Raw genomic sequence first — 26,270 nt, 5'->3', positions numbered from 1 at the left:
TTTCCCTAAATCAAGTTCACCCTCTGCTCGCCCTGCGCCTGTTTTCCAGCCAGAAACGACAGCCTGTTCAATGCGTTGAGATAGGCACGCGCCGACGCCATGATGATGTCCGTATCTGCCCCATGCCCTGAGACAGTGCGGCCGTCTTCCTGAACCCGAACTGAGACTTCGCCCTGGGCGTCAGTGCCACCAGTGATGGCCTTCACGGCATACATGAGGAGCGTGCTCTTTGTCTCCGTCAGGGCAGCAATCGTCCGATAGACCGCATCGACCGGCCCATCTCCTGTCCCAGTCTGCGCGACCGTTCGGCCGTCGATCTCAAGTTCGACCGTAGCGGTCGGCACCTGATCTGTCCCGCTGGCCACATGAAATGATTTCAGCGCGATCCGATCAGCCATTTTGGCTAACTCTTCAGAAACGATGACTTCGAGATCTTCTTCATAGATCTCCTTCTTTTGATCGGCCAGCTTCTTAAACCGTTCGAACGCATGATTCACCTCCTCGTCCGAGAGTGTATATCCGAGCTCTATCAGCCTCTGTCGAAATGCGTGCCGGCCTGAAAGCTTCCCCATGACCATCTTGCTCTCAAGCAATCCGATTGCCTCAGGCCGTATGATTTCATATGTGGTTTTATCCTTCAGGAGCCCGTCCTGGTGAATCCCAGACGTATGGGCAAAGGCATTCGCCCCCACAATCGCCTTGTTCGGCTGCACCACCATGCCGGTGATCTTGCTGACCAATCGGCTGGTCTTCGAGATCTCTTCGGTGCGAATCTGCGTGTCGGCTCGATAGAAATCTTTCCTGGTCCGAAGGCCCATGACAATTTCTTCCAGTGCCGTGTTCCCAGCCCGTTCACCGATTCCATTGATCGTGCATTCGACCTGGCCGGCGCCTTCGAACACCGCCGCCAAGCTATTACCTACGGCAAGCCCAAGATCGTTGTGGCAATGGACGGAAATCACCGCTTTCGCACTGTTCGGCACTTGCTCACGAATGTCACGAATGAGCCTCCCGAATTCTTGCGGCACTGCGTAGCCGACCGTGTCGGGAATATTGATCGTGCCGGCGCCTGCTGCAATCACCGCCTCAATCACTTCATAGAGATAGGCCGGATCGGAGCGACTGGCATCCATAGGTGAAAACTCCACATTGTCCACATATCCCCTCGCCAGTTGCACCATGTCGACCGCGCGTTTCTTTGCCTCGTCGCGCGTCATCCGGAATTGGTGCTTTAAGTGGATATCCGACGTCGAGAGAAACGTATGAATGCGGACCTTCGGAGCGCCTTTCAATGCCTCCCAGGCTCGAGTGATATCCTCCGGTCGCGCCCGCGCTAAGCTGCAAATCGTTGGGCCTTCGACCTCCTGTGCGATCCGCTGCACCGCGGCAAAATCACCGGGCGAACTATACGCAAATCCGGCCTCAATGATATCAACTCCCAAACGTGCCAACTGCTTCGCCACCATGACCTTTTCTTCCACATTCATACTGGCCCCAGGCGACTGTTCCCCATCCCGCAACGTCGTATCGAAAATTCTGATCATGCGTGTCATATTTTTACCCTCTCTTCAATTCAGACTGCTCAAAACGATCGTCCAGCAAGGCCGCAGGTGCAGAAGACACCGCAGGCGTACCCTCTGGGGTACGTTGAGGATGTCTTCAAGCCGAGAACGAAGCTCGCGGTCGTTTTCAGCAGTCTGCAAAAACACAAAAGCCTCCATCCCTCAGCCCAGGGACGGAGGCTTGAAAAGCTCCGTGGTACCACCCTGATTTAGCTATGAACAACGTGTGCTGTCCGTAGCCCTCGATTGCGCCCGGTCACGGGGGCGAGGCGGAATCCATTACTCGGGTTTCACGGACTCTGGCTCAGAGGCGAGTTCAGCGCCGCACAGGCTGGTTTGCACCATCCACCAGCTCTCTCAGTACCGTGCGAATCGCTTACTACTCCTCGTCGAAGCCGCTAGAACTTCGATTCACTGACAGATTGCTCGGTCTTAGACACCGGACGTTTTCCCGCAACCTTAGACAGAAGTGCGACGAGCCGTTCTGCCGGACCGAGCAAGGCATACCCGGCAAAAACGACAAAGAGCATAACTTGGGGCCAGGCGGCTATGAGCATGAGGGCCAAAATCCCCCACACGAGATAGGTGATCTGCTGGCCGCCGCGGAATTTCATATCTTTGAAGCTCCGATACTTGATCGTGCTTACCATCAAGAACGAAAGGGTCAGTGTAATAATCAGGACGAGGATGGGCTTCACTTCCGTACCAATTCTGACACTATAGTGGTCGAAGATCACCAACGACGCTACAACCCCTGCCGCTGCAGGAATTGCCAACCCGGTAAAATACTTGCCATCTGCGACGGCCGCAGACGAATTAAATCGGGCCAACCGAACTGCACCCATCGCCACGTAGGCGAACATCACCGCCATACCGAACATACCCTGTCCGCTCAATGCCCAGGAATAGATCAAAAGACCTGGAGCAACCCCGAAAGACACCACGTCGGATAAGGAGTCATATTCAAAGCCGAAATGGCTGGTGCTGTTCGTCAACCGTGCCGACTTTCCATCGAGCACGTCGAAAACCATCGCCACCAGAATTGCGACCGCTGCGACCATGTAGTCCGCATTGAACACGGACAACATCGAAAATACACCGCACAATAGATTCCCTGTCGTAAAAAGATTCGGAATCAGGTGCATGGCGGCTTTGCGCTGTTTCCCACCTTTCCCGAACGATTGACGAAGCCCTGTGGTTTTCATGGCAATTCCCCCAGGATGGTTTCCCCTCCTTTGACTCGATCGCCAACGGCAACCTTAACAGCCGTCCCAATAGGAAGAAACGTATCCATCCGCGATCCAAATCGAATCAAACCGAATCGTTCACCAAGCACCGCCCGATCTCTTGGCGAAGCCCAACAGACAATCCGTCTGGCAATCAATCCGGCTACCTGCACACACAACACCTTCGCACCCTGCGCGGTCCGAATCATCAGGGCATTTTGCTCATTTCTCAACGTCGCGTCCGGCTTGCTGGCAACCAGAAACATACCTGGTTGATACTGCACATCTTCAATGATCCCTTCACAGGGTACGCGGTTAATATGCACATCGAACACATTCAAAAATATACTGATCCTGATACTGCGATCCTTAATGAATCGCGGCTCGAACTCTTCTTCGATGGCGATCACTTTCCCGTCACCGGACGCCAGGACAAGGCGAGGCCCCTGAGGGATGACCCGGGACGGATTGCGAAAGAACCAGGAGACGAAGAGGGTCAGGATCGCCGCCCCGATCGCCACGATAATCCAGCCCAGCCACCCTGCCAGCAGTGTAACGCCGGCAGCGGCCCCTATGAAGGGAATTCCTTCTTTAGCAAACGGGATCCCAACGGCACGGTCTGCCACAGAACCCTCAGTTCTTGTTTTTGTCGACCAGTTGGTCCTTTTTCAGCCAGGGCATCATCGCCCGCAGCCGCCCCCCGACTTCTTCGATAGGATGGGCTTCCCCTTTCGCCAGCAGCGCATTGTAGACTGGGCGATTCGCCTGGTTCTCCAACACCCACTCTTTGGCAAACTGGCCCTGCTGGATTTCACCCAAGATCTTCTTCATCTCCTGCTTCGTCTGCTCCGTCACTATCCGAGGACCACGGGTAATATCACCATATTTGGCCGTCGTACTGATAGAATACCGCATGTTGGCAATACCACCCTGGTAAATCAAATCTACGATCAATTTTACCTCATGCAGGCACTCGAAATAGGCCATCTCAGGAGAGTAGCCGGCTTCCACGAGCGTCTCGTAGCCGGCCTGAATAAGGGACGTGAGTCCTCCACAGAGCACAACCTGTTCCCCGAAGAGATCAGTTTCGGTTTCTTCACGAAAGTTTGTTTCGATCACACCGGCCCGCCCGCCCCCAATCGCACTGGCATAGGCAAGGCCCACCTGCTTGGTTGTTCCGTTTGGGTCCTGATGGATCGCGAGCAAGCAGGGTACCCCGCTGCCCTTCGTATATTCCGATCGAACGAGATGGCCGGGCCCTTTAGGAGCGACCATGAACACATTGATCGTCGGCGGCGGCACGATCTGTCCGAAGTGAATATTAAAGCCGTGGCCAAAGGCAAGATAGGATCCTGGCTTCAGATTCGGGGCGATATCTTGCCGATAGATGGCCGCTTGCGCTTCGTCAGGCGCAAGGATCATGACGACGTCGGACGCCTTGACGGCATCGGCTACCGGCATGACTTTCAAACCGCTTTGTTCCGCCTTCTTCCATGAAGCGCCTTCGCGCAACCCAATGACAACGCTTACACCGCTCTCTTTCATATTGAGCGCATGGGCGTGACCCTGACTGCCGTAGCCGATCACCGCCACTTTTCTGCTCCGAATCTGTTGAATATCGGCATCCTTGTCGTAGTAAATCTTCATCGATTGCTCCTGGGTAACAACTCTGTTCGTTCGATTGAGCCCTGATGTGGAAGACGAGCCCGGCAGAGACTATTCGCGGGCAATCTTTTTCGCTTGCATACCTGTCGATCGAATCAACTCGCGAGCAACCGCAACCCGCCCGGTACGTGTGAGCTCTTTGATTCCCAGAGGCTGCAACAGATTGATGATCGCTTCGATCTTTCGTGGATCTCCAGTCACCTCAATGGTGTATGTCGCCGGCGTGGAATCGATGACGTTGGCTCGAAAAATATCGGCAATCCGCAAGGCTTCAGCACGATCTTCTGGCCGGGTATGCACTTTGATGAGGGCGGTCTCCCGCGAGACGAAATCGCTCTCGTTCAGATCCACGACCTTAATGACATCAATGAGTTTATTGAGCTGCTTCACGATCTGCTCGATGATCCGTTCATCCCCAGACGTGACAATGGTCATCTGCGACATAGACGGGTCAAGCGTCGGCGCCACTGAGAGGCTTTCGATGTTGAATCCTCGACCGCTGAACAGGCCGGCGACGCGAGACAACGACCCGAACTTATTTTCCACCGTCACTGAAATAATGTGTTCCATACCCAATACGGACTCCTGGCTCCAGCGGTTAGGCCGTGAGGATCGTGTCCGAGTCTTTCGGGGCCGCTTGGCTCCCGCTTGTCGGCTTATTTTTTAAGGCCGGCGGATCCTCCAAAATCATCTCATGGTTGCAGCCGCCAGCAGGAATCATCGGATAGACGTTTTCATACTGATAGGTCGGCACATCGACAATGACCGGTTTGTTCACCGCAATCGCTTCTTTGAGGACCGCATCGATCTCCGACGGCTTGTTGGCCCTGAGCCCGACTGCTCCGTATGCCTCTGCCAGCTTCACAAAATCCGGCGTCGTCTCCAGATAACTCGACGCATACCGGCTTTCATAGAAGAGGTCCTGCCATTGCCGGACCATCCCGTGGAATCGGTTATTGAGGATAATGATCTTGACCGGCAGCTTATGCACGACTGCCGTCGCCATTTCTTGCATATTCATCTGGATGCTGCCGTCGCCAGCGATGCAGAGAACCAGACGACCTGGAAAGGCAGCCTGAGCTCCCATAGCGGCGGGAAACCCAAAGCCCATGGTCCCAAGTCCCCCCGAGGTCAGCCAACGATTCGGCTTCGCCAATTTAAAGTACTGGGCGGCCCACATCTGGTGTTGTCCGACATCCGTTGACACGATCGGGTCCCGATCCTTTGTCAGGTCGTAGAGCCGCCTGATGATATATTGTGGCTTGATCGGCCCATCAGTGTCTTGTTGGTAGGTCAGAGGATTTGCCAGTTGCCATTCGTGAATCTGATTCCACCAGGCCCGACGCAGCTCTTTCTGATCACCATTCACCGTGGCACGAAGAATCTGAATCAACTCACGGAGCACGGACTTACAGTCCCCGACGATCGGGATATCGACATTGACATTCTTCCGGATCGAGGTCGGATCGATATCGATGTGGATGACCTTGGCATGCGGGCAGAACTCAGAGACTTTTCCGGTAACACGATCATCAAATCTCGCACCGATGGCAACGACGAGGTCGGAGTAGTGCATTGCCATATTCGCCCAATAGGTCCCGTGCATCCCCAACATGCCCAAAGACTGCGGATGTTCGCCAGGGAAAGCCCCAAGACCCATTAAGGTCATGTCGACCGGCATATGAGTCAGTTCAGCCAACTCCAATAACTCCTGCGACGCGCCCGAGAAGACGACGCCCCCGCCAACGTAGAGTATCGGCTTCTTCGCCTTCGTCATGGCCTCGGCCGCCTGCTTGATCTGCCACTTATTCCCCTCATACACCGGATTGTAGCTGCGGATGGAGACGGAACTCGGATAGATGAATTCAGCCTTATCCATAGAGACGTCTTTCGGAATATCCACGAGCACAGGGCCAGGACGGCCGGTCGTCGCAATGTAAAAAGCTTCTTTGATCGTCGTCGCCAACTCGGCCACATTTTTCACAAGAAAGTTGTACTTGGTGCAGGGACGGCTCAAACCGACATTGTCCGCCTCTTGGAATGCATCGTTTCCGATAAGACTGGTAGGCACTTGTCCGCTGAAACAAACCAGCGGCACGGAATCCATGTAGGCATCGGCCAACGCGGTGATGACATTCGTCATACCGGGTCCGGAAGTCACAAGACACACCCCGGCCTTACCGGTCGCCTTGGCATAGCCTTCCGCCATATGGCCTGCACCCTGTTCATGACGGGTGAGAACCACCTCAATATCCTTCTGCTGATGAAGCATGTCAAAAATCTTCAGAACGACACCCCCAGGAAGCGCAAAAATCGTCTTCACGCCTTCCCGTTTGAGGCATTCTATGAGGATCTCAGCACCCGTGAGCTTCATGACAGAACCTCCATCCATACCATCCAGTAGCAACGAGGCAGGGTAATTACGGTGCTGCAACATACTGTTTGGGGCCTTCATGGGCCAGAAACAGCGTCCGCATGCATTCAGAACATTCTGAAAAATCAGGGAGAAAGAGACGTCATCCTATCACCACGCGTTTAAGTACGTCAATACTCAGGCAGGTCATGGATCTTCCCTCTCTGACAGTTTGACCCCCGCATGGTAACCTCCACGCTCCCTTGCGTCGGTCCTGAGATACGCCTCCATGAGCATACCCGTGCGTGTAACCATCCTCTTTCGTGATAACTGCCATCTCTGTACAGTCGTCTATGGGATAGCGTTGCATCTCCAGTCAGAACTGTCTATCGAAATACGGAAGGTGTCTATCGAAGGTGACAGCGTCTTGATGGAACGTTACGGGGCGAGGGTTCCCGTTGTCTTGCTCGACGAGGTTGAACACTTTGCAGGGGCAGTAACAGAAGGGGAGCTGCGTCGAGCGATAAAAAAAGCGCGGTGGAGAAGACCTATAAGCCGGATTCTGTCCCGCCTAGGATTTGCTCCCAAACGGTGATGATCATTTCTCTGGGATTCGAGTTACCTCGAACCTCAAGCGGCCTACCCGAAGACCTCGGCCGGGCCAGCCGGTCGCCGACCCTCCGAAGAAAGCCGACAGATGTCTTCCTATTTGGCCTTGCATCGGGCGACGCTTACCCTGCCGGTGATGTCGCCACCACCGCGGTGGGCTCTTACTCCACCGTTTCACCCTTACCTGAGCCAAGCTGACGGGATTGGAATCCCATCGCTTCGCCCATCGGCGGTCTATTCTCTGTGGTGCTGGTGTCGGATCACTCCGCCTGGGAATTGCCCAGCGCCCTGCCCATGAAGTCCGGACTTTCCTCTTACAGCGTTACCGCTCCAAGCGATCACCCGGTCTTCTCCCTCGCGCCACAGTACTATAGGACTGACTGCCCGCCCTTTCAAGGGCTCATCCAGCATGCCTCGACCTACTGCACAGACGGCAACAGCGCTGCGGGCGCTGGGGGCCTGGTCTGGTAAATAGCCATGGCTTCCGGCATCCATCTTTTCAGCTGAGTGATGCGGGTCTCGTGGCTTGGATGCGTAGACAGAAATTCAGACGGCGCACCGCCGGACATCTGCCCCATCCTTTCCCACAGGGCTACAGCCTCGCGCGGGTCGTACCCCGCGTCTGCTGCGAGCAGTATCCCCACATAATCCGCCTCCGATTCGTGCTTTCGACTGAAGGGCAATAGTACACCGACTTGTGCCCCGACACCTAACGCCGCCATCGCCGCTTGCCCCAACGTCCCCCCTCCGCCTGTGGCGCCGGCTGCCGCGCCAACGACCTGAAGTCCCACATTCGTCAGCTGGCCCTGGCTCATCCGTTCCGCACCATGCCGAGCCAGCGCATGGACGACTTCATGTCCCATGACGGCGGCTAACCCTGCTTCAGTCTTGGCCATGGGAAAAATACCGGTATAGACCGCCATCTTGCCGCCGGGCAGCGCAAAGGCATTTGCCGTCTTGTCATCCTTGATCACCGTCACTTCCCATTGAAACTGCTGTGCCATCTCAGCATATTTCGATCGTTTCGCCGCCTCTATAATCCTGGCAGCGATCCGCTTGACCGGTTCGATCTCTCGCGGATCTTGCGACTGCCGGAGCTTGGGATCGTTCTTCACTTGACTATAGGCCTGTGCGCCTAATTGCATCTCCTCTGATACTGAAGTCATCAACAACTGTGATCGCCCTGTGTAGGGATTCGTTTCGCACCCACTGACCACCATCATCCCGATTCCCACGACAATTACCACCGCTCCAGGCGAGAACAACCTCCATGCCTGCATCACCCATCCTCCTCAATAAAGACTCGCTGTCTTCGACTTGAGAAATTGACCGTCCCTTGAGGCTCTGTTAGATTACCGGGCCGCCCGGAGAATCTCTACTAAGCCACAGACCTGTGACCAAAACCACTGAAAAAACCCGCATTGAGCGAATCGGTATTGATGAGTCCGGCAAAGGGGACTATTTTGGTCCCCTGGTCATCGCCGCCGTCTTTGTCGATGCGACGACACAGGATGAACTGACTCTCATGCAGGTGCGGGACAGCAAGAAAATTTCCGACGGCCGCATTCTCGACATGGCGCCTGACATCCGGATGATTTGCCCGCATAGCATTATCGCGATCGGCCCGCAGCGATACAACGAACTGTACGCGAAGATCCACAACTTGAATCGCCTGCTGGCCTGGGGACATGCCAAAGCCCTCGAGACTCTCCTAGACAGGGTTTCATGTGAGCGCGCAATTGCCGATCAGTTCGGCGACGAACGGTTGATTCTCAACGCACTACAGGAAAAGGGGCGCACCATCACTCTGGAACAACGGCATAAGGCCGAGTCCGACCTGGCCGTGGCCGCTGCGTCGATCCTGGCCCGTGCAGAATTCCTTCAGCGATTGAAACGTCTCTCGGATGAGATCGGCACAACGTTGCCCAAAGGCGCATCACCAGCCGTTGAGCTGGCCGGACGCATGATCGTGAAGAAGCATGGAGAGGAGCGACTGGGGTCAGTTGCCAAACTCCACTTCAAAACGACGCAGGCTGTTTTGAGAGAAAGAGATTAGACAGACTCGCCAATCTCAAGGGCCGACGTTTTATCGAGATCGGGACCTGGCACTGCTTCGACAGGAACTTCTCCATCCCAGTACAACATCCGCCTGCAATAGGGACAGGTATGGAGATCTTGGGAGCGCTTTACCTCTGTGATCAGTTGGGGGGGAAGCTGAAGCCGGCATCCGGAACAAATCCCCTCTTTGATCTCAGCGAGCGGCTGATCCTTCCGTGCCGCCTTAATCGTGTTATAACGGTTGAGCAGCCCTTTCTCGACATGAGACGAGCGAGCTTGGTACTGCGATTCGAGATCGGCCAACTCTCGTGACAGCGCGCGCTCCAGTTCGTCGAGTGCCTGTTTTTCCTGCGCAAAGGTCTTGTCGATTACACTGAGCTTCTCCTGCGCTTCTTTCGCCCTATATTGCACTTGCTCGATCTTCTCCATACACAGCAAGATCTTCTCCTCAATATCCCCTTTCTTCTTGTTGGCAACCTCGATCTCGAACAGATGCGCTTGGTATTCCTTGTTAGACTTCAACTCGGACAATCGAGACTTCATCTTTTCTGTGTGCGATTCATGGGCTTCAAGATCTTGTTCGTGCGATCGCCTCTCTTTGATCAGCACATCCACAGAAGCGCTGGTTTGTTGATGAAGTTGCTGGGCTTCTCGACGCGGAGCTTCAATCGCTTGGAGCCGTTCTGGGATTTTTCGGCGCTGGTCCTTGATTTCCATGATGCGGAAATCCAATTTCTGCAGCTCAATGAGGGGGGAAAGATTCTGGTTCAACACATTCCTCTACCTATTGGTCTGCACAACGCTCTCGGCCATGAGTTGCGCTGCCTCACTGGTGGGCCCACTAGGACTTGAACCTAGGACCAGCTGATTATGAGTCAGCCGCTCTAACCACCTGAGCTATGGGCCCGATCAGGCGGATGACTCTCTCGCGCCTGCCCCCAGACACGAACGTCCGATTTTAGGCCGCCCATGGAACGGAGTCAAATCCCAAGGAACATCACTATTCCCGTCACAGACTTTCCACGAAGCTGCGTAGCTTCTTGCTCCGACTTGGATGACGCAGCTTGCGCAAGGCCTTGGCCTCGATCTGCCGGATACGCTCGCGGGTCACTTCGAAATCCTGGCCAACCTCTTCGAGGGTATGGTCGGTGGCTTCGCCGATGCCGAACCGTTTCCGTAGAACCTTCTCTTCCCGTGGCGTCAATGTTTCCAGCGCACTGTTGATCTGGCGTTGGAGGTCGTACCGGATTGCGGCCTCCAGAGGAGAAACTGCCTTCTTGTCCTCGATAAAATCGCCTAAATGGCTGTCTTCCTCCTCACCGATCGGAGTCTCCAGAGAAATTGGCTCGCGTGCGATTTTCAAAATCTTCCGCACTTTATCGAGCGGCAGGTCCATGCGTTCGGCAATTTCCTCCGGCGTCGGTTCCCGCCCGAGTTTCTGGACCAGATGACGGGAGGTTCGAATCAGTTTGTTGATCGTCTCTATCATATGGACTGGGATACGGATGGTCCGTGCTTGATCGGCAATCGCGCGGGTAATCGCTTGGCGAATCCACCAGGTGGCATAGGTACTGAACTTGTAGCCGCGCTTGTACTCGAACTTATCCACGGCCTTCATCAGGCCAATATTGCCTTCCTGGATCAGGTCAAGGAATTGAAGGCCCCGGTTCGTATATTTCTTGGCGATACTCACGACGAGACGAAGATTCGCCTCAACCAGCTCGGCCTTCCCGCGCTTGACCTTGTCTTCCGCCACATCTAGATGTTTGACCGCATCTTTAATCTCTGCAGCGGACACGAGGGCCTCTTCGGTTTCCAGTCTGAGGATCCTCCCCTTTGCCGCTTGGTATAGTTTCTTAATTTCGTTGAGTGCCTCCTCCGAACAGCTCGTCTTACGTTTGACCGCGAGGAAATCTTTCCGCGCGAGGCCGAGCTTCTTAAGAGCCTCAGCGCCGGCTTCACCGCTGATCCCAAGCCGCCTCTGACAACTGACGATCTCTCGCTCCGCAGTTCGTATCTGAATGGCCAACTCCCTCACACGCTGCACCATCCGGTCCTTCAATACGCCGTGCAGGTTGACGGACTCCATCTTCTCCACGACCTGATCGCGAATCGTATCGATCTGCTTTTTGATCTTCTTCTGCTTGACGGGGTCACTGTTGGCATGCCGAACAACTTCATAAAGGCTTTTGAGTGAGGTCGAGATTTTCCGGACGGAGTTCAGCCCTTCGAGGGTCTTGACCCGCAGTTCTTCATAGTCTCGCTGGATTTGCTCTTCCTCGAACTCTTCTTCGGTCTCGACAATGGGAACGATCTCACGCACATCGATGGTCCCATTCTTGAGCTGATCGTACAGGGCAAGGACAAACTCAATCGTCATCGGCATCCCATAAATTACCGAAGCGATGTCCTTCTTTCCCTCTTCGATGCGTTTCGCGATCTCGATTTCGCCCTCGCGACTCAACAATGCCACGCTGCCCATCTCTTTGAGGTAGAGCCGGACCGGATCATCGGTCCGGCTGAGCGCACCGGGAGTGAGATCGATCTCTTTCTCTTCCTTTTCACTCTCCTCCCCTGCGCCGGTGCCGGCTTCAACCTCGGCTTCCTCGGCATCTTCAGTTGCCTCTTCAGTATCCCGGGCTTTTCTGATCCGCTCCCCTTCCGGTGCATCGACAATCTCGATATCCATTTCACCGAACATCGTCATGATGCTGCCGAACTGCTCGGAGGACACCACTTCAGCTGGCAACGTGCTGTTCAGCTCGTCGTACGTCAAAAAGCCTTTCTCTTTTCCAATCGAGATCAGCCTCTTCACTTCCCCGAGCAATTCTGGTTTGGCCATGACTACTCCTTCACGAAGGACAACATCCCGGCGGGAGGCCGACCGGCTTTGTGCATTCGCAATTCATTTACTTGTACATTCAGCATTCGCGCATCTTCCGCACGACCGTCCCGTTCGGCCGCTTTGAGCTGCGCAATCTTCTCTCGAAGTGCAGCCTCGTCCCGCTTCCGATCCAGCGTCTCTAAACAGCCGGCAATGTGGGCCGGCACGTCATCGAAATGGTCTTCCCGAACGGACAATTCCGTCGCCAGCGTCCCGCAGTCCGGATGATCGGCCACTTCATCCAACAACGCCCTGAGCCGAACCCGACCGCTTCGATCACAGTGTTTCAACGCCGCCTCGACCAGGATCCGACAGGCCGGAACGGAGAAGGCCTCGGGCCGCAGCTGTTGCATATCGGCAGCTGTCAACTGCCCCTGCAACAGAAAATACACCAGATCCCGTTCTTCGCTCGCACCCTTGAACATCGCCGGTGGAACGCCAGGCGATTGAACTGTCACCGGGCGACGTCCCTCCGACTGGACTAACAACGGATACCGTTCGATCAATCGATGTTGACTAATCCCCAGTCGTTCGGCCACCACCCGCATCCGTTCCTCCCGTTCGATCGGATGCTCGCTCTTTTGTAAAATCCGCAGCACATCGTCCACGCTGCGGATTCGCCCTTCAATCGTACCGGACTCCGCCGTACTCAAACAATGTTCGAGGGAAAAATCCAAGAGGCTCGGTGACTGCTCTTCCAATCGAGCAAAAGCATCTGGTCCTTCCTTCCGCACATAGGTATCGGGATCTTCTCCCGCCGGCAATGTGACGACCTTCACACCAATTCCACTGTTTACGAACAGATCGAGCCCGCGCAATGCTGCGCGAACCCCTGCCGGATCCGGATCGAACAACAACACGACCTTCGAGGCAAACCGTCTCAACACCTGAATATGCTCCGCTGTCAGCGCGGTCCCTAACGTCGCCACCGTATGGGTCAGTCCGGCTTGGTGAAGCGCGACAGCGTCAAAATACCCTTCCACGACAATTACGGTCTTGAGTCGGGCAACCGCTTCCCGTGCAAGATCCAATGCGTAGAGAGTCTGCCCCTTTTTAAACAAGGGAGTATCCGGAGAATTCAGGTATTTTGGAGTCCCCTCACCAAGGATACGTCCTCCAAAACCGATCACCCGCTTACGCAAGTCCATGATAGGAAACATCACACGGGTGCGAAAACGATCATAGGCCCCAGACGCATGTTCGCGTGCGACCGTCAACCCTACAGCTGACAAATCACTCTGTGGAAAGCCCTGCTTGCTCAGCGCCTTGATGAGCCCATCCCATTCAGCCGGTGCACAACCGATTTCAAATCTCTCAATTGTCTCAGTGTAAATGCCCCGGCTGGCCAAGTAGTCGCGCGCCGTCGCTCCCGTCACCCCATCCCGCAAATTCTGTCGAAACCATGCTGCGACCGCGCGATTGAGCTGTTCAAAGCGAATCGCCTGTGCCGCTTGAGGCCCCACGCTTGACCCACTATCCGGCACGTCAACCCCGAATTTCTGTCCAAGCTCACGTACCGTATCAGGAAAACTCGCCCCAGTGATCCGCATGAGAAATGTAAATACGTTGCCGCCCGCGCCACATCCGAAACAATGAAAGATCTGGCGTGACGGACTGACTGTAAAGGAGGGCGATTTTTCCTGATGGAAAGGACAGAGGCCTTTTAAGTTCTGGCCGGCCCGGGCCAGGCTCACATGCTGGCCTACCACCTCGGCAATATCGACTCGATCTTTGACTTGATTGATCACGTCTTCAGAGATCAGGCCTCGGCCCACGGGAGTCGCAGCTCCTTTTTTCCCCACCTGGAATCAGTGAGAAAGGTACACGTAAGTGGTCGTAAAATAGACCGGTCAGGCTAACAGACGGATAAGAAATCTGTCAATATTGCGAAAAGCCGCCGTTCACCCAGTTTCGGCATACCCTTCCACGAAACGTTCCTCCCGACGGAAGCCACCTCGCTCCCCCTCCTTCGGGTTAGCCTCTTCGTTGGCTATCCCGCTCCAGGTCTTTGGCGTATGCTATTTTTTCTCGGAGAGCCATTTTATCGATTGGAGAGACTGATGGCCATCGCACCAAAATCTCCCCTCTCTAAACCAAAACATGCTCGATTCGTGTTTCGCCCCTATCGTCGTATACCAACATGGCGTATCCTGTATTATCTCAGCGGTGAATTTGTAGGAAAGGGTGTCGTGACCAATTTGTCTCAATTCGGTATGCGCGTTCAAGGCGAACACGCGGTTGAGCCTGGCCTCAATATTGCTTTGCGCCTCACGCTTGCTGATGATGGCCCAACCGTGGAAATCGAACGGGCAACGGTCCGCTGGGTAGATGGGTATGACTTCGGCCTGGACTTTGTCCACATCAATCCAGCAGCCGCGAAACACATTGCCTCTCTCTTGAACCAGCAGATTCGCAGCTCTCCGTTGTCGAACTGAGAGACGCTCCACCCCCATTGCTTGACGCTTCTTCCAGCCCGCTGCTATATTCCGACTTCAGCGCTCAATGGTTTACCGCTCGTCTTCGTCACCAATGCTTGAGCCTCAAGGAAAAATTTGGATGGATGGGTCGTTCGTCAATTGGGCGGACGCGCATGTCCATGTGATGACCCATTCGCTTCATTATGGATTGGCTGCGTTCGAGGGGATTCGCTGTTACAAGGGAAAATCCGGTTCGGCAATTTTTAGACTGCAGGAGCATGTCGACCGGCTGTTCGATTCTGCCCATATCGGCATGATGCAGATGCCCTTCGACAAGAAGCAGGTCGCGGAAGCGATCGTGGAGACCGTGAAGGTCAACAAACTGGAGGCCTGCTATATTCGCCCGCTTCTCTATATCGGGCATGGAGCGATGGGGGTTTATCCCGGCGACAACCCCATCAAACTGGCTATCGCAGCCTGGACCTGGGGCGCGTACCTCGGAGACGATGCGCTCGCGAATGGCATGCGAGCGCGTGTGTCATCGTACACTCGCCATCACGTCAACGCCTCGATGACGAGGGGGAAGATTTCCGGCTACTACGTGAACTCGATCCTCGCGAAACGGGAGGCAAAAGCAGATGGGTACGATGAAGCTATTTTGCTCGACACCGAGGGATATGTGTCTGAGGGAACCGGCGAGAACATCTTCATTGTTCGTAAAGGACAGATCAGGACCACGCCGCTGACTTCGATCCTCGATGGCATCACCAGAAGTTCTGTGATCGAGTTGGCTCGGGAGCAACGCGTCCCCGTGGTGGAGGAGCGCTTCACGCGCGATGACATGTATATCGCAGATGAAGTGTTCCTGACCGGGACTGCGGCTGAACTGACACCGGTGCGAGAGATCGACAACCGGCGCATTGGAAGCGGCACGCCAGGTCCGATTACGCAATCCCTGCAGAAAACATTCTTCTCCATCGTGCGTGGAGAAGACCCTTCACACGAGGCATGGCTCACACGCATCTAGGCAAACACTGAGCTGTTTTCGTCCTTACTTTCCTGCCCTAATTACGCGCCGCTCGTGGCATCCCTATTCGCTCGGAAAGCGGAATGGGTTCATCTGGGTTTTCATTCATTTGGTTGGTCTTGCTCAACCAAACGGACGACACATACCCAATAACGGTCTTCGTGTTCCGGCGAACTTGGTGGCGTTCTATTTAGTGTTTGCCTGAAGAGGAATCGCCTGGAGTGTGGCTCTCAGCAGCCGGGGCTGCCGGCGTAGCGGGCGTGGTTTCTGGAGCGCTCTGGGAAGTCTCTTTCTTCTTGAGGTCGATGACCGTGGAAGAAAACGCCTGCTCTTTTGCCAGGATGGCCAATCCCAGCGAGGTCATCATAAACACAGCAGCGACGACGACCGTGAATTTACTCAAAAAATTGGCGGGTCCTCGACTACCAAAGACCGTCTGGCTAGAGCCCCCGAAAGACGCCCCGATCTCGGCACCCTTTCCCGATTGCAAGAGAATGGCGCCGACCATGAGAATACAGATCAATACATGAATCACGACGAGAAGCGTATACATGGCACTCCGATCAGTTAGACCCGCTGTGTCTGAGCAGCACCCACAATTCTAGCAAACGAATCGGGAAGGAGACAAGCCCCACCTACCAATGCCCCATCGATCGCATCCGAGGCGAGAAGCGATTCGATGTTCTTGGGCGTCACGCTTCCGCCATACAGGATTCTCATGGCCGACGCCGTTTTGCTGTCCCAGCCGGTTTCCATGCACAAACGGAGCGAGCGATGCACGGACACGGCCTGCTCCGTTGTAGCAGGCCGTTCTGTACCGATAGCCCAGATCGGTTCGTAGGCGATTGTGACGGTCGCCAGATCTCGTATGGTCAAGCCTGCCAACCCGCCGCTCAGTTGCGCTGTCACAACCGATTCCGTCCGGCCTGCCTCACGTTCTGCCAGCGATTCTCCCACGCACAGAATTGGAGAGAGCCCGTGCCGCAGCGCCGCCAGGAGTTTCTTTCGAACATCCTCATCTCGTTCGCCGAAGAACGTCCGACGCTCAGAATGGCCGACAATCACATAACGGCAGTCCAATTCGCGCAGCATAGGAGCGGACACCTCTCCGGTGAAGGCCCCTAGCGTTTCCCAATGTACATCTTGCGCGCCGAGGCTGATCCAGGAGGAGGGACCCAAGGTATTGCGGGCCGATTCGAGGGCCGTAAAAGGCGGCGCAATGACCACGTCGGCGTGGGGCGAGGCAGGCATTCGTTCGAGGAAGTCGCGAATAAAGCTTACAGCCTCCGAGGCCGTCTTATTCATCTTCCAGTTGCCGACGATGAGTGGCCTACGCATGGGGGTCTCAATAATAAGGGAATGGAAGGTGTGAGCTCACCGGACTATTCAGCAAAGCGACGATTACGTGATTCGATTCGGGAGGGCGGTCAAGCCGGGAAGTTGTTTGCCTTCGAGTAATTCCAGCGCGGCGCCGCCGCCGGTCGAGATGAACGACATGTTCTCAGACTCGCCGGATCGATGCACGGCCAGAGCAGTTTCGCCTCCTCCGACGATCGTTAACGCATAGGCATCGGCAATCGCGTGGGCCATTGCAAGGGTACCGCGGGCATAGGCATCGATTTCGAAGACACCCATCGGTCCATTCCACAAAATCGTCTTCGCGTTCTGGACTGCCTCTTTGAAGAGTTTGACGGAGGCCGGACCGATATCGAGGGCATACCACCCGTTGGGAATTTCCTGGACCGGGACGATCTTCGATTCCGCCCCAGGCTCTCGGCTAGCAGCGACAACACAATCGACCGGCAGATAAAACTTCACGCCGCGGGAAAGGGCATGGTCTTCGATGCCTTTGGCGAAGTCCAACATGTCGTTTTCGACCAGGGAGTTGCCGATCTCCATTCCCTTAGCCTTTAAGAAGGTAAAAGCCATGCCACCGCCGATAATGACTTTGTCGACGCGCTTGCCAAGATTTTCGATGACGCCGATCTTTCCTGACACTTTCGCCCCGCCGAGAACGGCAACAAAAGGCCTAACAGGGTTTTCGACTGCTCCCTCAAGGTATTCGATTTCTTTCTTGAGGAGGAAGCCAGCGGCAGAGACGGGAATGAATTTGGTGATGCCGACGGTAGAGGCATGGGCCCGGTGTGCGGTGCCGAAGGCGTCATTGATGTAGACATCGCCAAGGGACGCCAACGCTTTCGAGAAGGTGTCGTCGTTGCCCTCTTCACCCTGATGGAATCGGAGGTTTTCAAGGAGCAGGACGTCGCCCGGCTGCATTCTGGCGACAAGCCCTTCCGCTGCCGGGCCGATGCAATCCGGTGCAAACAGAATGTTTTTGCCCATAAGCCGTCCCAGACGTTTTGCCACAGGGGCCAGACTGTACTTGGGGTTGACCTTTCCGTCCGGTCGGCCCAGGTGGGAACAGAGGATTACCTTGGCGCCGTCATCGACGGCTCGATTGATGGTCGGCAGAGTCGAGCGAATACGGGTGTCGTCGGTGATTTGGTGCTCATCGTCCAATGGGACATTGAAGTCGGCGCGGATAATGACGCGCTTGTCCCGCAGCACGACATCGTCGATCGTTTGTTTGCGCAATTTCATGGCAGTTCTGTCAGGTCCGTCCTTCCAGGGATAGGGGTCAACGTGAAAGGAAGTCAGGCAGAGAGCGGGATGGCCTCACGATACTCAGTGCCCTGGCGCTCTGGCTGCAACTACCTTGATCAGGTCTCGAACCCGACATGAATAGCCCCACTCGTTGTCGTACCAGGCCGTGACCTTGACAAGCCGCTTGTCGATGACCATCGTGAGAGGAGAATCGAACGTGGCCGAATGGGGATCGCCCTTCTGGTCAATCGAGACAATCGGGTCTTCGGAATAGAGCAGGATGTCTTTCATCGAGCCATTTGCAGCTTTCTTGAAGGCGGCGTTGACCGAGGCGAGATCACAGTCCTTTTCGGTTTCAACGGTCAGATCCACCAGCGACACATTCGGCGTCGGCACGCGAATGGCCAGGCCGTCGATCCTACCCTTCAGCTGTGGCAGGACCAAATGCAACGCCTTTGCCGCGCCGGTGCTGGTCGGGATCATCGACATGCCAGCCGCACGCCCGCGCCGCATGTCTTTGTGGGGCAGATCCAGTAACTGCTGGTCGTTGGTGTAGGAATGGATCGTCGTCATAAGGCCGTGCTTGATACCGAAATTATCCAACAGAACTTTTGCCACCGGCGCCAAACAATTGGTCGTGCAGGACGCATTGGAGATGATGTGGTGCATCTTCGGATCGTAGGCCTCATCATTGACGCCCAACACGATCGTGACATCAGGGTCCTTCGCTGGCGCAGAGATAATGACATGTTTGGCTCCGGCAGAGAGGTGCTTTCCCGCCCCTTCGCGGTCGGTAAAGCGGCCGGTCGATTCGATAACGATGTCCACCCCTAATTCCTTCCAGGGAAGTTCTTTGGGATCCTTCACCGCAAGTACCTTGATGGGCTTGCCGTCGACGAGGATTTGGTCTCCCTTGGCCTCGACGCTTCCCTGCAAGGTCCCGTGTACCGAGTCGTATTTCAAGAGGTATGCAAGGGTCTTCGCGTCTGTCAGGTCGTTAATTGCGACAAAGTGCAGATCAGGATCGCCGAGTGATGCCCGCAGGACGTTCCGTCCGATCCGCCCGAATCCGTTAATACCAATCCGAATAGCCATGTGATCCCTCACGAGAAAAGCCGGCTACAGATACCGGCAGAATCACGCCGATAGTATCCACGCTCCCGGGCCTTGTCAAGCGATACCAAGATGGTAACCCTGCGGCGTATCAGAGAAGTTTGACTGCCACCTAGCCCTCTGTTAACAGAGTAAGTGCAAGGGCCGCGACTCCGATCTTGCGCCTTTGTCGCTGAGTTCGTTAGAGTTCCCTGAGCCCATCCTAAGACGTTCTCCTCTGGGGTCGCGGTGAATCTCTTCGATCAAACAACGATGGTATTGGAGTGGCCCAGGCTGCTCGAGGCCCTTGCCGGACATGCCCGTTCGACCATGGGGGCGGCCCGCTGTCGTGCCCTCGAATTGGCAACCAGCCTCCACGATGCACAGCGACTCCAATGGGAAACGACGGAGATGGGACAGCTACAAGCATCCGGCGAGACTCTACCAACCTTAGCCTTTCCGGACATCCGTGACCCACTCTCTCGGGCAAGAAAAGGAGCCTCGTTGGAAGCCCACGAACTCCGAGATTGCGCGGTGGTGCTGGAGTTACTGGAGGAATGCGGCCGTTTTGTGGAGCGGCATCAAGATGACGCTCCAACGCTCGTAGCCGCTGCGCAAGAGCTGCAATCGATCCGAGAATTGCGACCCGTCAAAACAGCGCTAGATGCGGCGATCCACCTCGACGGCTCGATCAAGGAGTCTGCGACTCCGGAATTACGACGCTCGACCCACCAGACCCAATCGCTCAAACAGGAGATGCGGCATCAGGTCGATCACATTCTGCATTCAAGTCGCTATGAAGAAATCTTACAAGAGAAGTATTTCGCCCAGCGAGAAGGACGCTATGTCATTCCGGTGAAGGCCGACATGAAGGGGCGGGTGTCGGGGATCGTCCATGACATCTCGGCAAGCGGAGCCACAGTGTTTCTCGAGCCGCGCGAGCTGGTCGACCTGAATAATTCCATTAAAGTGACGGATCTTGAGATCGAGCGGGAAGTGCGACGCATTCTCCGTGAGTTGTCCTCCCTCGTCGCAACACAATCCGATGTCCTGCTGGCTGGGCTCGATGCGCTGACCCTGCTCGACTGCATCTCGGCACGGGCATCGTTCGGCCGCCTGCTAGAGGCTCATCCGGTCAGGCTCAACGACAAAGGGCGCATCCGCCTGCTGCAGGCCAGGCATCCTTTGCTGGTGTTGTCGAAAGAACAGGTGGTGGCCAACGATATTCTCCTGGATGAGTCGATCCGCGTGCTCGTCATCTCCGGTCCCAATACAGGCGGGAAGACCGTCACCCTCAAAATCGTCGGGCTCTTTGCCTTGATGGTCCGGGCCGGATTGCATCTGCCTTGTGACATGGAGTCCGAAATGGCGTTCTTCTCTGACATCTATGCCGATATCGGCGACACCCAAGACCTGGCCCGTGACCTCTCCAGCTTCTCCGCGCACATGACCCAGATGGTTCAGTTGCTGGAGGAAACGGACCGGAGGCGCAGAGACAACGTGCATACTGTTCCGCAGCAACCGCTGCTCCTCCTCGACGAACCGGTGACCTCGACCGATCCGACAGAAGGAGCTGCCCTTGCCGAAGCACTACTCTGCCGGCTCGCCACGCTGGAAATGAAGGTCATTGCAACGACTCACTATGGATCGCTGAAGACCATGGCCCACACGATGCCGGGCTTCGCCAACGCCAGCGTCGAATTCGACGTTGTGACCCTCTCGCCCACCTATCGCCTCTTCATGGGGATACCAGGCGGGTCCTCTGCCCTTGAGATTGCCGGCCGGTTAGGGATGGATCGTGCCTTGCTTGATCAGGCGAGGCAAAGGCTCCATAAAGACGAACGTGCCATGGAAACGATGCTGCACGATTTGCAAGCGACGCAGCGGAAGTTGGCCGACGACTTGGCCAAGGCTGTCGAGGCCAGGCGTGAAGCGGAACAGGCGGAACAGCGAGTGAAGGCACAACTGACCCATCTGGAAGAGACCGAACGAGAAGCGCAGAGGGGTCTCAAACGAAAACTCAGCGAACAGTTCAGCCGCGCAAGGGCAGAAGTGCAAGCCACGGTCGACGCGGTCAAGGGCGAGCAGAAATTGATGAAGGCCAAAGCGGCAAAGCAACGATTGTTCGAGCTTGAGGCGCGGACGAGAGCCGAAATGGCTCCGGCCGTTACGCCGATCCCGCTCGCACAGTTGGGAGTGGGAGATCAGGTCGAAATCAGCGGGCTTGGCATCACCGGCACGCTCCTCGAAACGCCACAGGGAAAGAAACGTGTGAGGGTGAAAGTGGGGGATGGAGAAGTGCTCGCCACAGTGGCGAATCTCGTTGGTCTCTCACGAACACCTGTTGCACCGCCGAAGCCAGTGCCATCGTCATCGAACCTCAGCCGGTTCTCCTCAGGCGGTGGGCTGGGACTCGATGAACAGACGGTTGTAGATGTTCGAGGGAAGGCGTCGGACGAGGCGTTGGATGAGGTGGTGGCAGCGCTGGATCGTGCGACGCTGGCAGGCGTGCCGTTCCTTCGCATCATTCATGGCCACGGAACGGGAAAACTCAAAGCGTCTTTGCGAGACCACTTAAAAGACTCGCCCTATGTGGCGGAGTTTCGAGCGGGAGATCGGGGAGAAGGCGGGGATGGAGTGACGATCGTGAGGTTAGGCTAGGGGGTGGCCAGATGTCCTTCTTGCTCGCAGAGGAGGGGATGGAGCCTGATGATCTTCTGTGCTCGCGCAACGCGCGGCCTCCGAAGGCCCTCGTTGGACGCGCGCAGTGGAAGATCAATCAGCCCCCATCCCTCAAGAGTGAACGAGCAAGCTTGGAGGGATTATTAATATCGTTCGATGCGCGCAGTAAAGGGCAGCCTCTTCCGCTCCCCTCACCATCCCCAGACCTTGTCAACGCTCTTGGCACCCAGTGTGACGCATCCGGCTACCCTCTTCTATTATTGAGGCGCGTCATCATGGCACCCAAGCCCAATACGATAGCCAAAAAAACCAGGAGGATAGCCGTTAATGAGCCAAGCACGCAGGAAAAATCCTCGTTGCAGAGATCAAACATATATTGCCAAAACCCCCACATTTTGGTCTGAGCTAAAGTTTTTGCAAACATCGCATCCCCTCCCTTGGTACTTCTCCTCGGTCCTAGGGTATAGAAGCCAACTAGGCCAGCGATTCAACGGCAACGCGTAACCGCTCCGTCAGTTCCGCCGCTGCAACTGGATCTTCCGGGGCGCGCGCGACTTTGATCGGTTCCCCAACGATCACGCGCAACTTTGGGAAGCCGATTCTACCGTATGCGAGGGCCCGCGCCGTGTCGATGAGGCGGACCGGCACAAGTGGCGCGCCCGTCACGAGCGCCATGCGTGCGGCACCCCTGTGCCAGACTCGATCGCCACGGACCGCGCCCTGCGGGAAAATCACCACCGCCTGTTCCGCATCGAGCGCCTGCCGTACCTGCACGAGCGCGCGATGGTCGCTACGCCCCCTCTCAATTCGAATTGCACCGAGTCCGTCGAGCATCCACGCGAGCAACCGGGATCGCCAGAGCTCTGCTTTCGCGAGGAAACGCAGTTCCCGTGAAATTGCCGTGCCTAAGACGATCCCGTCAAGTACTGAGTCGTGATTCGGCGCGACGACCGCAGGGCCGGCGACGGGAAGGCGATCGGCGCCGACCACTTCGAGTCGATAGACGGCGCGCACCCAGTGACAGAATGTCTGGCGAACTTGTGCATAGGTCGGAGCGGAGAACGGTATGAGTCCTTTATCCTTATTTGTCTGTCCGCCGACAAGAGTTTCCATCAATGATTCCATCAGACCTCCTCCTCGTCATTCGCGACTGCACTCACGCACCCATTGGTCGTTTGGCCGTCTTGTGACCATCCCGTTGATTCTTGCTTGCCGCCCGCCTCCCTGTCTCACCGAGAAGGCAGGTCCCTCCGGGGTGAAGAGAGGGACCTGCCTACCTCAGCGTGAGACGCCGTACGTAGTTGCAGCGTCACATCGACCGCCTGTTTTTCTCAGTCTGGTTTCTGCCCCCCCGTACGGCCAAAGTCTGTGCCGATGGCCGAGTGCATGGCCGCGCACCCTTAGGGCTCACCTCTGTGCTGTGTCTCGCGTTGCCATCCTCTCCAGGCATAGAAAAACCCCACCGGCGCACTGAGGAGACAGATCCATGCCAAAGGCGACGATTCCGCGAACAGCCACCCGCCTAGTACGGTGTAGACCATGCTTCCGATGAAGTAGAGGTACCAAGGAATCTTCCCCTTGTTGTTTATCGCCATATCACTGTGTGATGTCATGTGAGTCCCTCCTAAGCACCTGGTCACCCAGAATGACTGGATGGCTGGCTTTCTACGAACTGGGAGCCGCAGTCCACCAGCTCCGCACCCACTTCGATCGTAGGAGCTTGTAGGCGAGCCAGCCAAATACCAGCAGGCCCACCAGCGGTCCCGCTATGGACAGCACCAGCTTCTGATAATCGATCATGTGTACCCGCAGGAGATACTGCGGTCGTCGTAGAAGATCCCGCTTCTCCGACTCAATGGTGACCGTGTACAGGCCCTCGGTCAGCCGGACTTCGCTCCGAAGGACTCCATCCGGGTGGAAGATCGGACGTACGTCCGCCACTATCTCACCCTCTGCCTCATTCTTGCCGTTACCCCGTATGACCCGCATCCCAATCGGCTCGTTGCGTAGCGCTAGGTCTACCAGGTCCACGACCAGGAATGTCTCACCTTCCTGAGGAATTTCCGTGCAGTATTGAATTTTTATTTCGTATTGGGGCTGATAGGCACTGAAGTGCACCATGTTCTCACCGGCCAGGCGCATGCAGGGATCCTGTTCCATATCGGCGCCGCCATGTGCCATGGCGATGCCTGGGTGTGACAGGGCTGCCACGAGCAGGAGCACCGTCGATCCTGCGCCTATCATATGTCTAATCATGGCAAACCCTCCTCTTTGGGGCCGTCAGATGATCCGCTATTCGACCCGCCCATGAGGACAGAGCTCCGTGCAGGGTCATCAATGTCTGGGTCGGTGCGACGACTGACGACGTGATACGCCTGTGAGCAGCAATCACTGGATCGACAATTGCTCCACAGTTGATGCAACGCCATCCAGTAAACTCATAGTCACTCGAGAGACCTTCAAAGTCTTCAAACAGCTCGAATACCATTAATCCATCACAGCGTAGGCACATCATCGGATGCCTCCTTCTTCGACGGGACCTTGTGCCTGATCCTCCATGACCCTTTCCTAGGGGCTCTTGCGCTTACCCCCCCTGCCTGGCCTGTTCCCTTCAGCCTTAGCCTTTGAAGTAACCAGTAGCCAGTACCAGGCACATCACAGTTACGGCACCAAGGATAATGAAAATGAGACCCTTCACCGAGTGATCTTTTTTTGGAAGAGTCGTAGCTGCCATTGGAATTCTCCTTTCTTGTGTACCGTTGTTGGTTATGACCACAGCATGGCCTTAGCCCTCTTTGCCTTTTTCACGTACCATCCACTCCCGTATGTAGGGCCAGCAATGAAGGAACTCGACTCCTTCTTGCTCACAATCGTTCAAAAATCGAACGGTCTCGACGTCCACGAGCGTCACCCCATTGAGGTCCAGCACAATTCGCGACTGAGCCCCTTCTAGTTGTGTCTTCAATTGATCCAGATGCTTCGATTGCAGCCGACCGCTCAGGCGAATCTTCGTCTTGAGTTTCTGGGTTTCTTTTTCAATCCGTATTGTCATGTGCGATCTCTGCGACCTGGATGGCCACAAATAATGCAATGAGGAGACCAGTTGTAAGTCGTTGATAGACTTGTGCTTAACGTGTGGAACTTCGCTGAAGTTTCAGCATTTGCTGAATAATCGGCAAGAACAGCAGGAGTATCCGATGGGGATTCACTTCGTCGATCCGATTATGCGGGTGATGGCGAGAAGCGCTCAGAAAAACAGTCGAAATCAGAAGGAACGATTCGCAAGAGACGGGATCTTACGGTTGGCGTGCAAACGGCTATCGGCCTCGTTATCGTGTGTATTCGGTTTGTCGAGTCTTGAAACGATGTTTGTTAATTCCCAGGGCCGTGATTTTTGACTCCAGCGTCTGCCTCGGTAGCCCGAGTTTGGCAGCAGCGCCAGTCGGACCACTGACCTGGCCCCCGCAATCCGCCAATGCGGCTTCGATGATGTCCCGTTCATGCTCGGCAAGCGTGGCGCCTAAAGGAACCACCGACCCCGACACCTTCTGCTCTTCCTGTTTCAACCAGGTCTCGTCGACGGAAATGGTTTCGCTCTCGCACAGCACGACGGCTCGCTCGATGACATTCTGCAGCTCGCGAATATCCTCCAACGTATTCGCCCGGAAATTTACCACAAGCTTTTCACCGGAACGGGCACCAACCAGAGTTCGACCGCCTCGATCACCCCAAAACCCGTACCTTGAGCTTGAGGGGTGTGTCTCACCTTGTCCCTATTCATCTCACTTCAACCCGTTTTGTCGCGTCCGCTAACACCGTATTCACACCTGCCTCAGTCGGTACACCCCCAGATAGGCATGCTGTGGAGTCATGGCCTATACTTGCGGAATAAACAAAAGGGTTCATATACACCCAGGCGCGGTTGAACGAGAGATGCAGTACGAGGACTCCGTGATTATCTGATCAATATCGGAGCCATCGAGCACTTCTTTCTCCAACAGGGCTTCCGCCAATCTCTTCAGACTGGTCATATTTTCCGTGAGCAGCCGCTTCGCCCGTTCATAGTTTTCCATCACGAGCCGTTTGACTTC

Annotated in this window: 25 protein-coding genes, 1 tRNA gene, 1 other RNA gene and 1 pseudogene; 5 read left to right on the top strand and 23 right to left on the bottom strand. The window is 55.6% G+C overall.

Annotated features, from left to right (window positions below; genetic code table 11):
• Positions 1-5: 5 nt before the first annotated feature.
• The 6 genes from HZB34_17090 to ilvB all read right to left on the bottom strand — a co-directional run bounded on the left by HZB34_17090 (position 6) and on the right by ilvB (position 6,827).
• Complete coding sequence (locus tag HZB34_17090; GenBank protein ID MBI5317677.1) at positions 6-1,553, bottom strand: 2-isopropylmalate synthase; 1,548 nt, start codon at positions 1,551-1,553, stop codon at positions 6-8.
• Between the two features lie 407 nt (positions 1,554-1,960).
• Entirely contained in the window at positions 1,961-2,767 is an 807-nt protein-coding gene (pssA, locus tag HZB34_17085; protein ID MBI5317676.1) for a CDP-diacylglycerol--serine O-phosphatidyltransferase, read from the bottom strand.
• Positions 2,764-3,414 (bottom strand): phosphatidylserine decarboxylase family protein, encoded by a 651-nt coding sequence (locus HZB34_17080; GenBank protein ID MBI5317675.1) that lies wholly within the window; start codon positions 3,412-3,414, stop codon positions 2,764-2,766. Before HZB34_17080 ends, pssA begins: the two co-directional genes overlap by 4 nt.
• Positions 3,415-3,421: 7 nt before the next feature.
• Positions 3,422-4,435 (bottom strand): ketol-acid reductoisomerase, encoded by a 1,014-nt coding sequence (ilvC, locus tag HZB34_17075; protein ID MBI5317674.1) that lies wholly within the window; start codon positions 4,433-4,435, stop codon positions 3,422-3,424.
• Positions 4,436-4,504: 69 nt separating this feature from the next.
• On the bottom strand, positions 4,505-5,023 hold the full coding sequence (gene ilvN / locus HZB34_17070) for an acetolactate synthase small subunit (GenBank protein ID MBI5317673.1): 519 nt from the start codon (positions 5,021-5,023) through the stop codon (positions 4,505-4,507).
• Positions 5,024-5,051: 28 nt separating this feature from the next.
• On the bottom strand, positions 5,052-6,827 hold the full coding sequence (gene ilvB / locus HZB34_17065; GenBank protein MBI5317672.1) for a biosynthetic-type acetolactate synthase large subunit: 1,776 nt from the start codon (positions 6,825-6,827) through the stop codon (positions 5,052-5,054).
• Between the two features lie 268 nt (positions 6,828-7,095).
• Between ilvB and HZB34_17060 the strand changes: the two are divergent.
• Positions 7,096-7,311: pseudogene (locus HZB34_17060) on the top strand (glutaredoxin family protein).
• A 30-nt stretch (positions 7,312-7,341) separates the two neighbouring features.
• Here HZB34_17060 and rnpB read toward each other — a convergent pair.
• Both rnpB and HZB34_17050 read right to left on the bottom strand, forming a co-directional pair.
• Positions 7,342-7,769, bottom strand: an RNA gene (rnpB, locus tag HZB34_17055) — RNase P RNA component class A.
• 65 nt (positions 7,770-7,834) lie between these two features.
• Positions 7,835-8,695, bottom strand: a complete 861-nt coding sequence (locus HZB34_17050) for a M48 family metallopeptidase (protein MBI5317671.1) — start codon at positions 8,693-8,695, stop codon at positions 7,835-7,837.
• 113 nt (positions 8,696-8,808) lie between these two features.
• On the opposite strand from HZB34_17050, the gene rnhC reads away from it, so the two are divergent.
• Entirely contained in the window at positions 8,809-9,471 is a 663-nt protein-coding gene (rnhC, locus tag HZB34_17045) for a ribonuclease HIII (GenBank protein MBI5317670.1), read from the top strand.
• On the opposite strand, the gene HZB34_17040 is transcribed toward rnhC, so the two are convergent.
• The 4 genes from HZB34_17040 to HZB34_17025 all read right to left on the bottom strand — a co-directional run bounded on the left by HZB34_17040 (position 9,468) and on the right by HZB34_17025 (position 14,132).
• Positions 9,468-10,244, bottom strand: a complete 777-nt coding sequence (locus tag HZB34_17040; GenBank protein MBI5317669.1) for a hypothetical protein — start codon at positions 10,242-10,244, stop codon at positions 9,468-9,470. The genes rnhC and HZB34_17040 overlap by 4 nt on opposite strands.
• A 59-nt stretch (positions 10,245-10,303) precedes the next feature.
• A tRNA-Ile gene (locus HZB34_17035) sits at positions 10,304-10,380 on the bottom strand.
• A 102-nt stretch (positions 10,381-10,482) separates the two neighbouring features.
• Positions 10,483-12,315: an RNA polymerase sigma factor RpoD gene (gene rpoD, locus HZB34_17030; protein ID MBI5317668.1), complete on the bottom strand. Its 1,833-nt coding sequence runs from the start codon at positions 12,313-12,315 to the stop codon at positions 10,483-10,485.
• 2 nt (positions 12,316-12,317) lie between these two features.
• Positions 12,318-14,132, bottom strand: a complete 1,815-nt coding sequence (locus HZB34_17025; GenBank protein ID MBI5317667.1) for a DNA primase — start codon at positions 14,130-14,132, stop codon at positions 12,318-12,320.
• A gap of 285 nt (positions 14,133-14,417) precedes the next feature.
• Between HZB34_17025 and HZB34_17020 the strand changes: the two genes are divergently transcribed.
• Both HZB34_17020 and HZB34_17015 read left to right on the top strand, forming a co-directional pair.
• Complete coding sequence (locus HZB34_17020) at positions 14,418-14,792, top strand: PilZ domain-containing protein (GenBank protein ID MBI5317666.1); 375 nt, start codon at positions 14,418-14,420, stop codon at positions 14,790-14,792.
• 94 nt (positions 14,793-14,886) lie between these two features.
• Entirely contained in the window at positions 14,887-15,801 is a 915-nt protein-coding gene (locus HZB34_17015; GenBank protein MBI5317665.1) for a branched-chain amino acid transaminase, read from the top strand.
• 190 nt (positions 15,802-15,991) lie between these two features.
• On the opposite strand, the gene secG is transcribed toward HZB34_17015, so the two are convergent.
• The 4 genes from secG to gap form a co-directional block, all read right to left on the bottom strand.
• Positions 15,992-16,354 (bottom strand): preprotein translocase subunit SecG, encoded by a 363-nt coding sequence (secG, locus tag HZB34_17010; GenBank protein MBI5317664.1) that lies wholly within the window; start codon positions 16,352-16,354, stop codon positions 15,992-15,994.
• A 14-nt stretch (positions 16,355-16,368) separates the two neighbouring features.
• Complete coding sequence (locus tag HZB34_17005) at positions 16,369-17,139, bottom strand: triose-phosphate isomerase (GenBank protein MBI5317663.1); 771 nt, start codon at positions 17,137-17,139, stop codon at positions 16,369-16,371.
• 63 nt (positions 17,140-17,202) lie between these two features.
• Positions 17,203-18,396, bottom strand: a complete 1,194-nt coding sequence (locus HZB34_17000) for a phosphoglycerate kinase (GenBank protein MBI5317662.1) — start codon at positions 18,394-18,396, stop codon at positions 17,203-17,205.
• A gap of 90 nt (positions 18,397-18,486) precedes the next feature.
• A complete protein-coding gene (gene gap, locus HZB34_16995; protein MBI5317661.1) occupies positions 18,487-19,500 on the bottom strand; it encodes a type I glyceraldehyde-3-phosphate dehydrogenase in 1,014 nt (337 codons plus the stop codon).
• Positions 19,501-19,746: 246 nt separating this feature from the next.
• On the opposite strand from gap, the gene HZB34_16990 reads away from it, so the two are divergent.
• A complete protein-coding gene (locus HZB34_16990) occupies positions 19,747-22,158 on the top strand; it encodes an endonuclease MutS2 (GenBank protein MBI5317660.1) in 2,412 nt (803 codons plus the stop codon).
• A gap of 265 nt (positions 22,159-22,423) precedes the next feature.
• Here HZB34_16990 and HZB34_16985 read toward each other — a convergent pair whose 3' ends face one another.
• The 7 genes from HZB34_16985 to HZB34_16955 form a co-directional block, all read right to left on the bottom strand.
• Complete coding sequence (locus HZB34_16985) at positions 22,424-22,603, bottom strand: hypothetical protein (GenBank protein MBI5317659.1); 180 nt, start codon at positions 22,601-22,603, stop codon at positions 22,424-22,426.
• A 50-nt stretch (positions 22,604-22,653) separates the two neighbouring features.
• On the bottom strand, positions 22,654-23,304 hold the full coding sequence (locus tag HZB34_16980) for a 1-acyl-sn-glycerol-3-phosphate acyltransferase (GenBank protein ID MBI5317658.1): 651 nt from the start codon (positions 23,302-23,304) through the stop codon (positions 22,654-22,656).
• A gap of 275 nt (positions 23,305-23,579) precedes the next feature.
• Complete coding sequence (locus tag HZB34_16975) at positions 23,580-23,792, bottom strand: hypothetical protein (GenBank protein ID MBI5317657.1); 213 nt, start codon at positions 23,790-23,792, stop codon at positions 23,580-23,582.
• 52 nt (positions 23,793-23,844) lie between these two features.
• Positions 23,845-24,435, bottom strand: coding sequence for a hypothetical protein (locus HZB34_16970; protein ID MBI5317656.1), 591 nt, complete (start codon positions 24,433-24,435; stop codon positions 23,845-23,847).
• Positions 24,436-24,964: 529 nt separating this feature from the next.
• On the bottom strand, positions 24,965-25,231 hold the full coding sequence (locus HZB34_16965) for an STAS domain-containing protein (protein ID MBI5317655.1): 267 nt from the start codon (positions 25,229-25,231) through the stop codon (positions 24,965-24,967).
• Positions 25,232-25,508: 277 nt separating this feature from the next.
• Entirely contained in the window at positions 25,509-25,856 is a 348-nt protein-coding gene (locus HZB34_16960) for a hypothetical protein (GenBank protein MBI5317654.1), read from the bottom strand.
• A gap of 225 nt (positions 25,857-26,081) precedes the next feature.
• Positions 26,082-26,270, bottom strand: a 189-nt coding sequence (locus tag HZB34_16955) for a hypothetical protein (protein MBI5317653.1), incomplete at its 5' end; no start/stop codon positions are given.

Source organism: Nitrospirota bacterium (assembly GCA_016219645.1).
In the GTDB taxonomy this organism is placed as follows: Bacteria; Nitrospirota; Nitrospiria; order Nitrospirales; family Nitrospiraceae; genus Palsa-1315.
Note: the sequence above shows the minus strand (reverse complement) of the source record. Positions and strands in the feature narration are given on the sequence as shown.

Bases quoted from the DNA above. Each gene is read 5' to 3' on its own strand.
- HZB34_17090 (MBI5317677.1), bottom strand. From the start codon at position 1,553: ATGACACGCATGATCAGAATTTTCGATACGACGTTGCGGGATGGGGAA.
- pssA (MBI5317676.1), bottom strand. From the start codon at position 2,767: ATGAAAACCACAGGGCTTCGTCAATCGTTCGGGAAAGGTGGGAAACAG.
- ilvC (MBI5317674.1), bottom strand. From the start codon at position 4,435: ATGAAGATTTACTACGACAAGGATGCCGATATTCAACAGATTCGGAGC.
- ilvN (MBI5317673.1), bottom strand. From the start codon at position 5,023: ATGGAACACATTATTTCAGTGACGGTGGAAAATAAGTTCGGGTCGTTG.
- ilvB (MBI5317672.1), bottom strand. From the start codon at position 6,827: ATGAAGCTCACGGGTGCTGAGATCCTCATAGAATGCCTCAAACGGGAA.
- HZB34_17050 (MBI5317671.1), bottom strand. From the start codon at position 8,695: ATGCAGGCATGGAGGTTGTTCTCGCCTGGAGCGGTGGTAATTGTCGTG.
- rpoD (MBI5317668.1), bottom strand. From the start codon at position 12,315: ATGGCCAAACCAGAATTGCTCGGGGAAGTGAAGAGGCTGATCTCGATT.
- HZB34_17020 (MBI5317666.1), top strand. From the start codon at position 14,418: ATGGCCATCGCACCAAAATCTCCCCTCTCTAAACCAAAACATGCTCGA.
- HZB34_17015 (MBI5317665.1), top strand. From the start codon at position 14,887: ATGCTTGAGCCTCAAGGAAAAATTTGGATGGATGGGTCGTTCGTCAAT.
- secG (MBI5317664.1), bottom strand. From the start codon at position 16,354: ATGTATACGCTTCTCGTCGTGATTCATGTATTGATCTGTATTCTCATG.
- HZB34_17005 (MBI5317663.1), bottom strand. From the start codon at position 17,139: ATGCGTAGGCCACTCATCGTCGGCAACTGGAAGATGAATAAGACGGCC.
- gap (MBI5317661.1), bottom strand. From the start codon at position 19,500: ATGGCTATTCGGATTGGTATTAACGGATTCGGGCGGATCGGACGGAAC.
- HZB34_16985 (MBI5317659.1), bottom strand. From the start codon at position 22,603: ATGTTTGCAAAAACTTTAGCTCAGACCAAAATGTGGGGGTTTTGGCAA.
- HZB34_16980 (MBI5317658.1), bottom strand. From the start codon at position 23,304: ATGGAATCATTGATGGAAACTCTTGTCGGCGGACAGACAAATAAGGAT.
- HZB34_16975 (MBI5317657.1), bottom strand. From the start codon at position 23,792: ATGACATCACACAGTGATATGGCGATAAACAACAAGGGGAAGATTCCT.
- HZB34_16970 (MBI5317656.1), bottom strand. From the start codon at position 24,435: ATGATTAGACATATGATAGGCGCAGGATCGACGGTGCTCCTGCTCGTG.
- HZB34_16965 (MBI5317655.1), bottom strand. From the start codon at position 25,231: ATGACAATACGGATTGAAAAAGAAACCCAGAAACTCAAGACGAAGATT.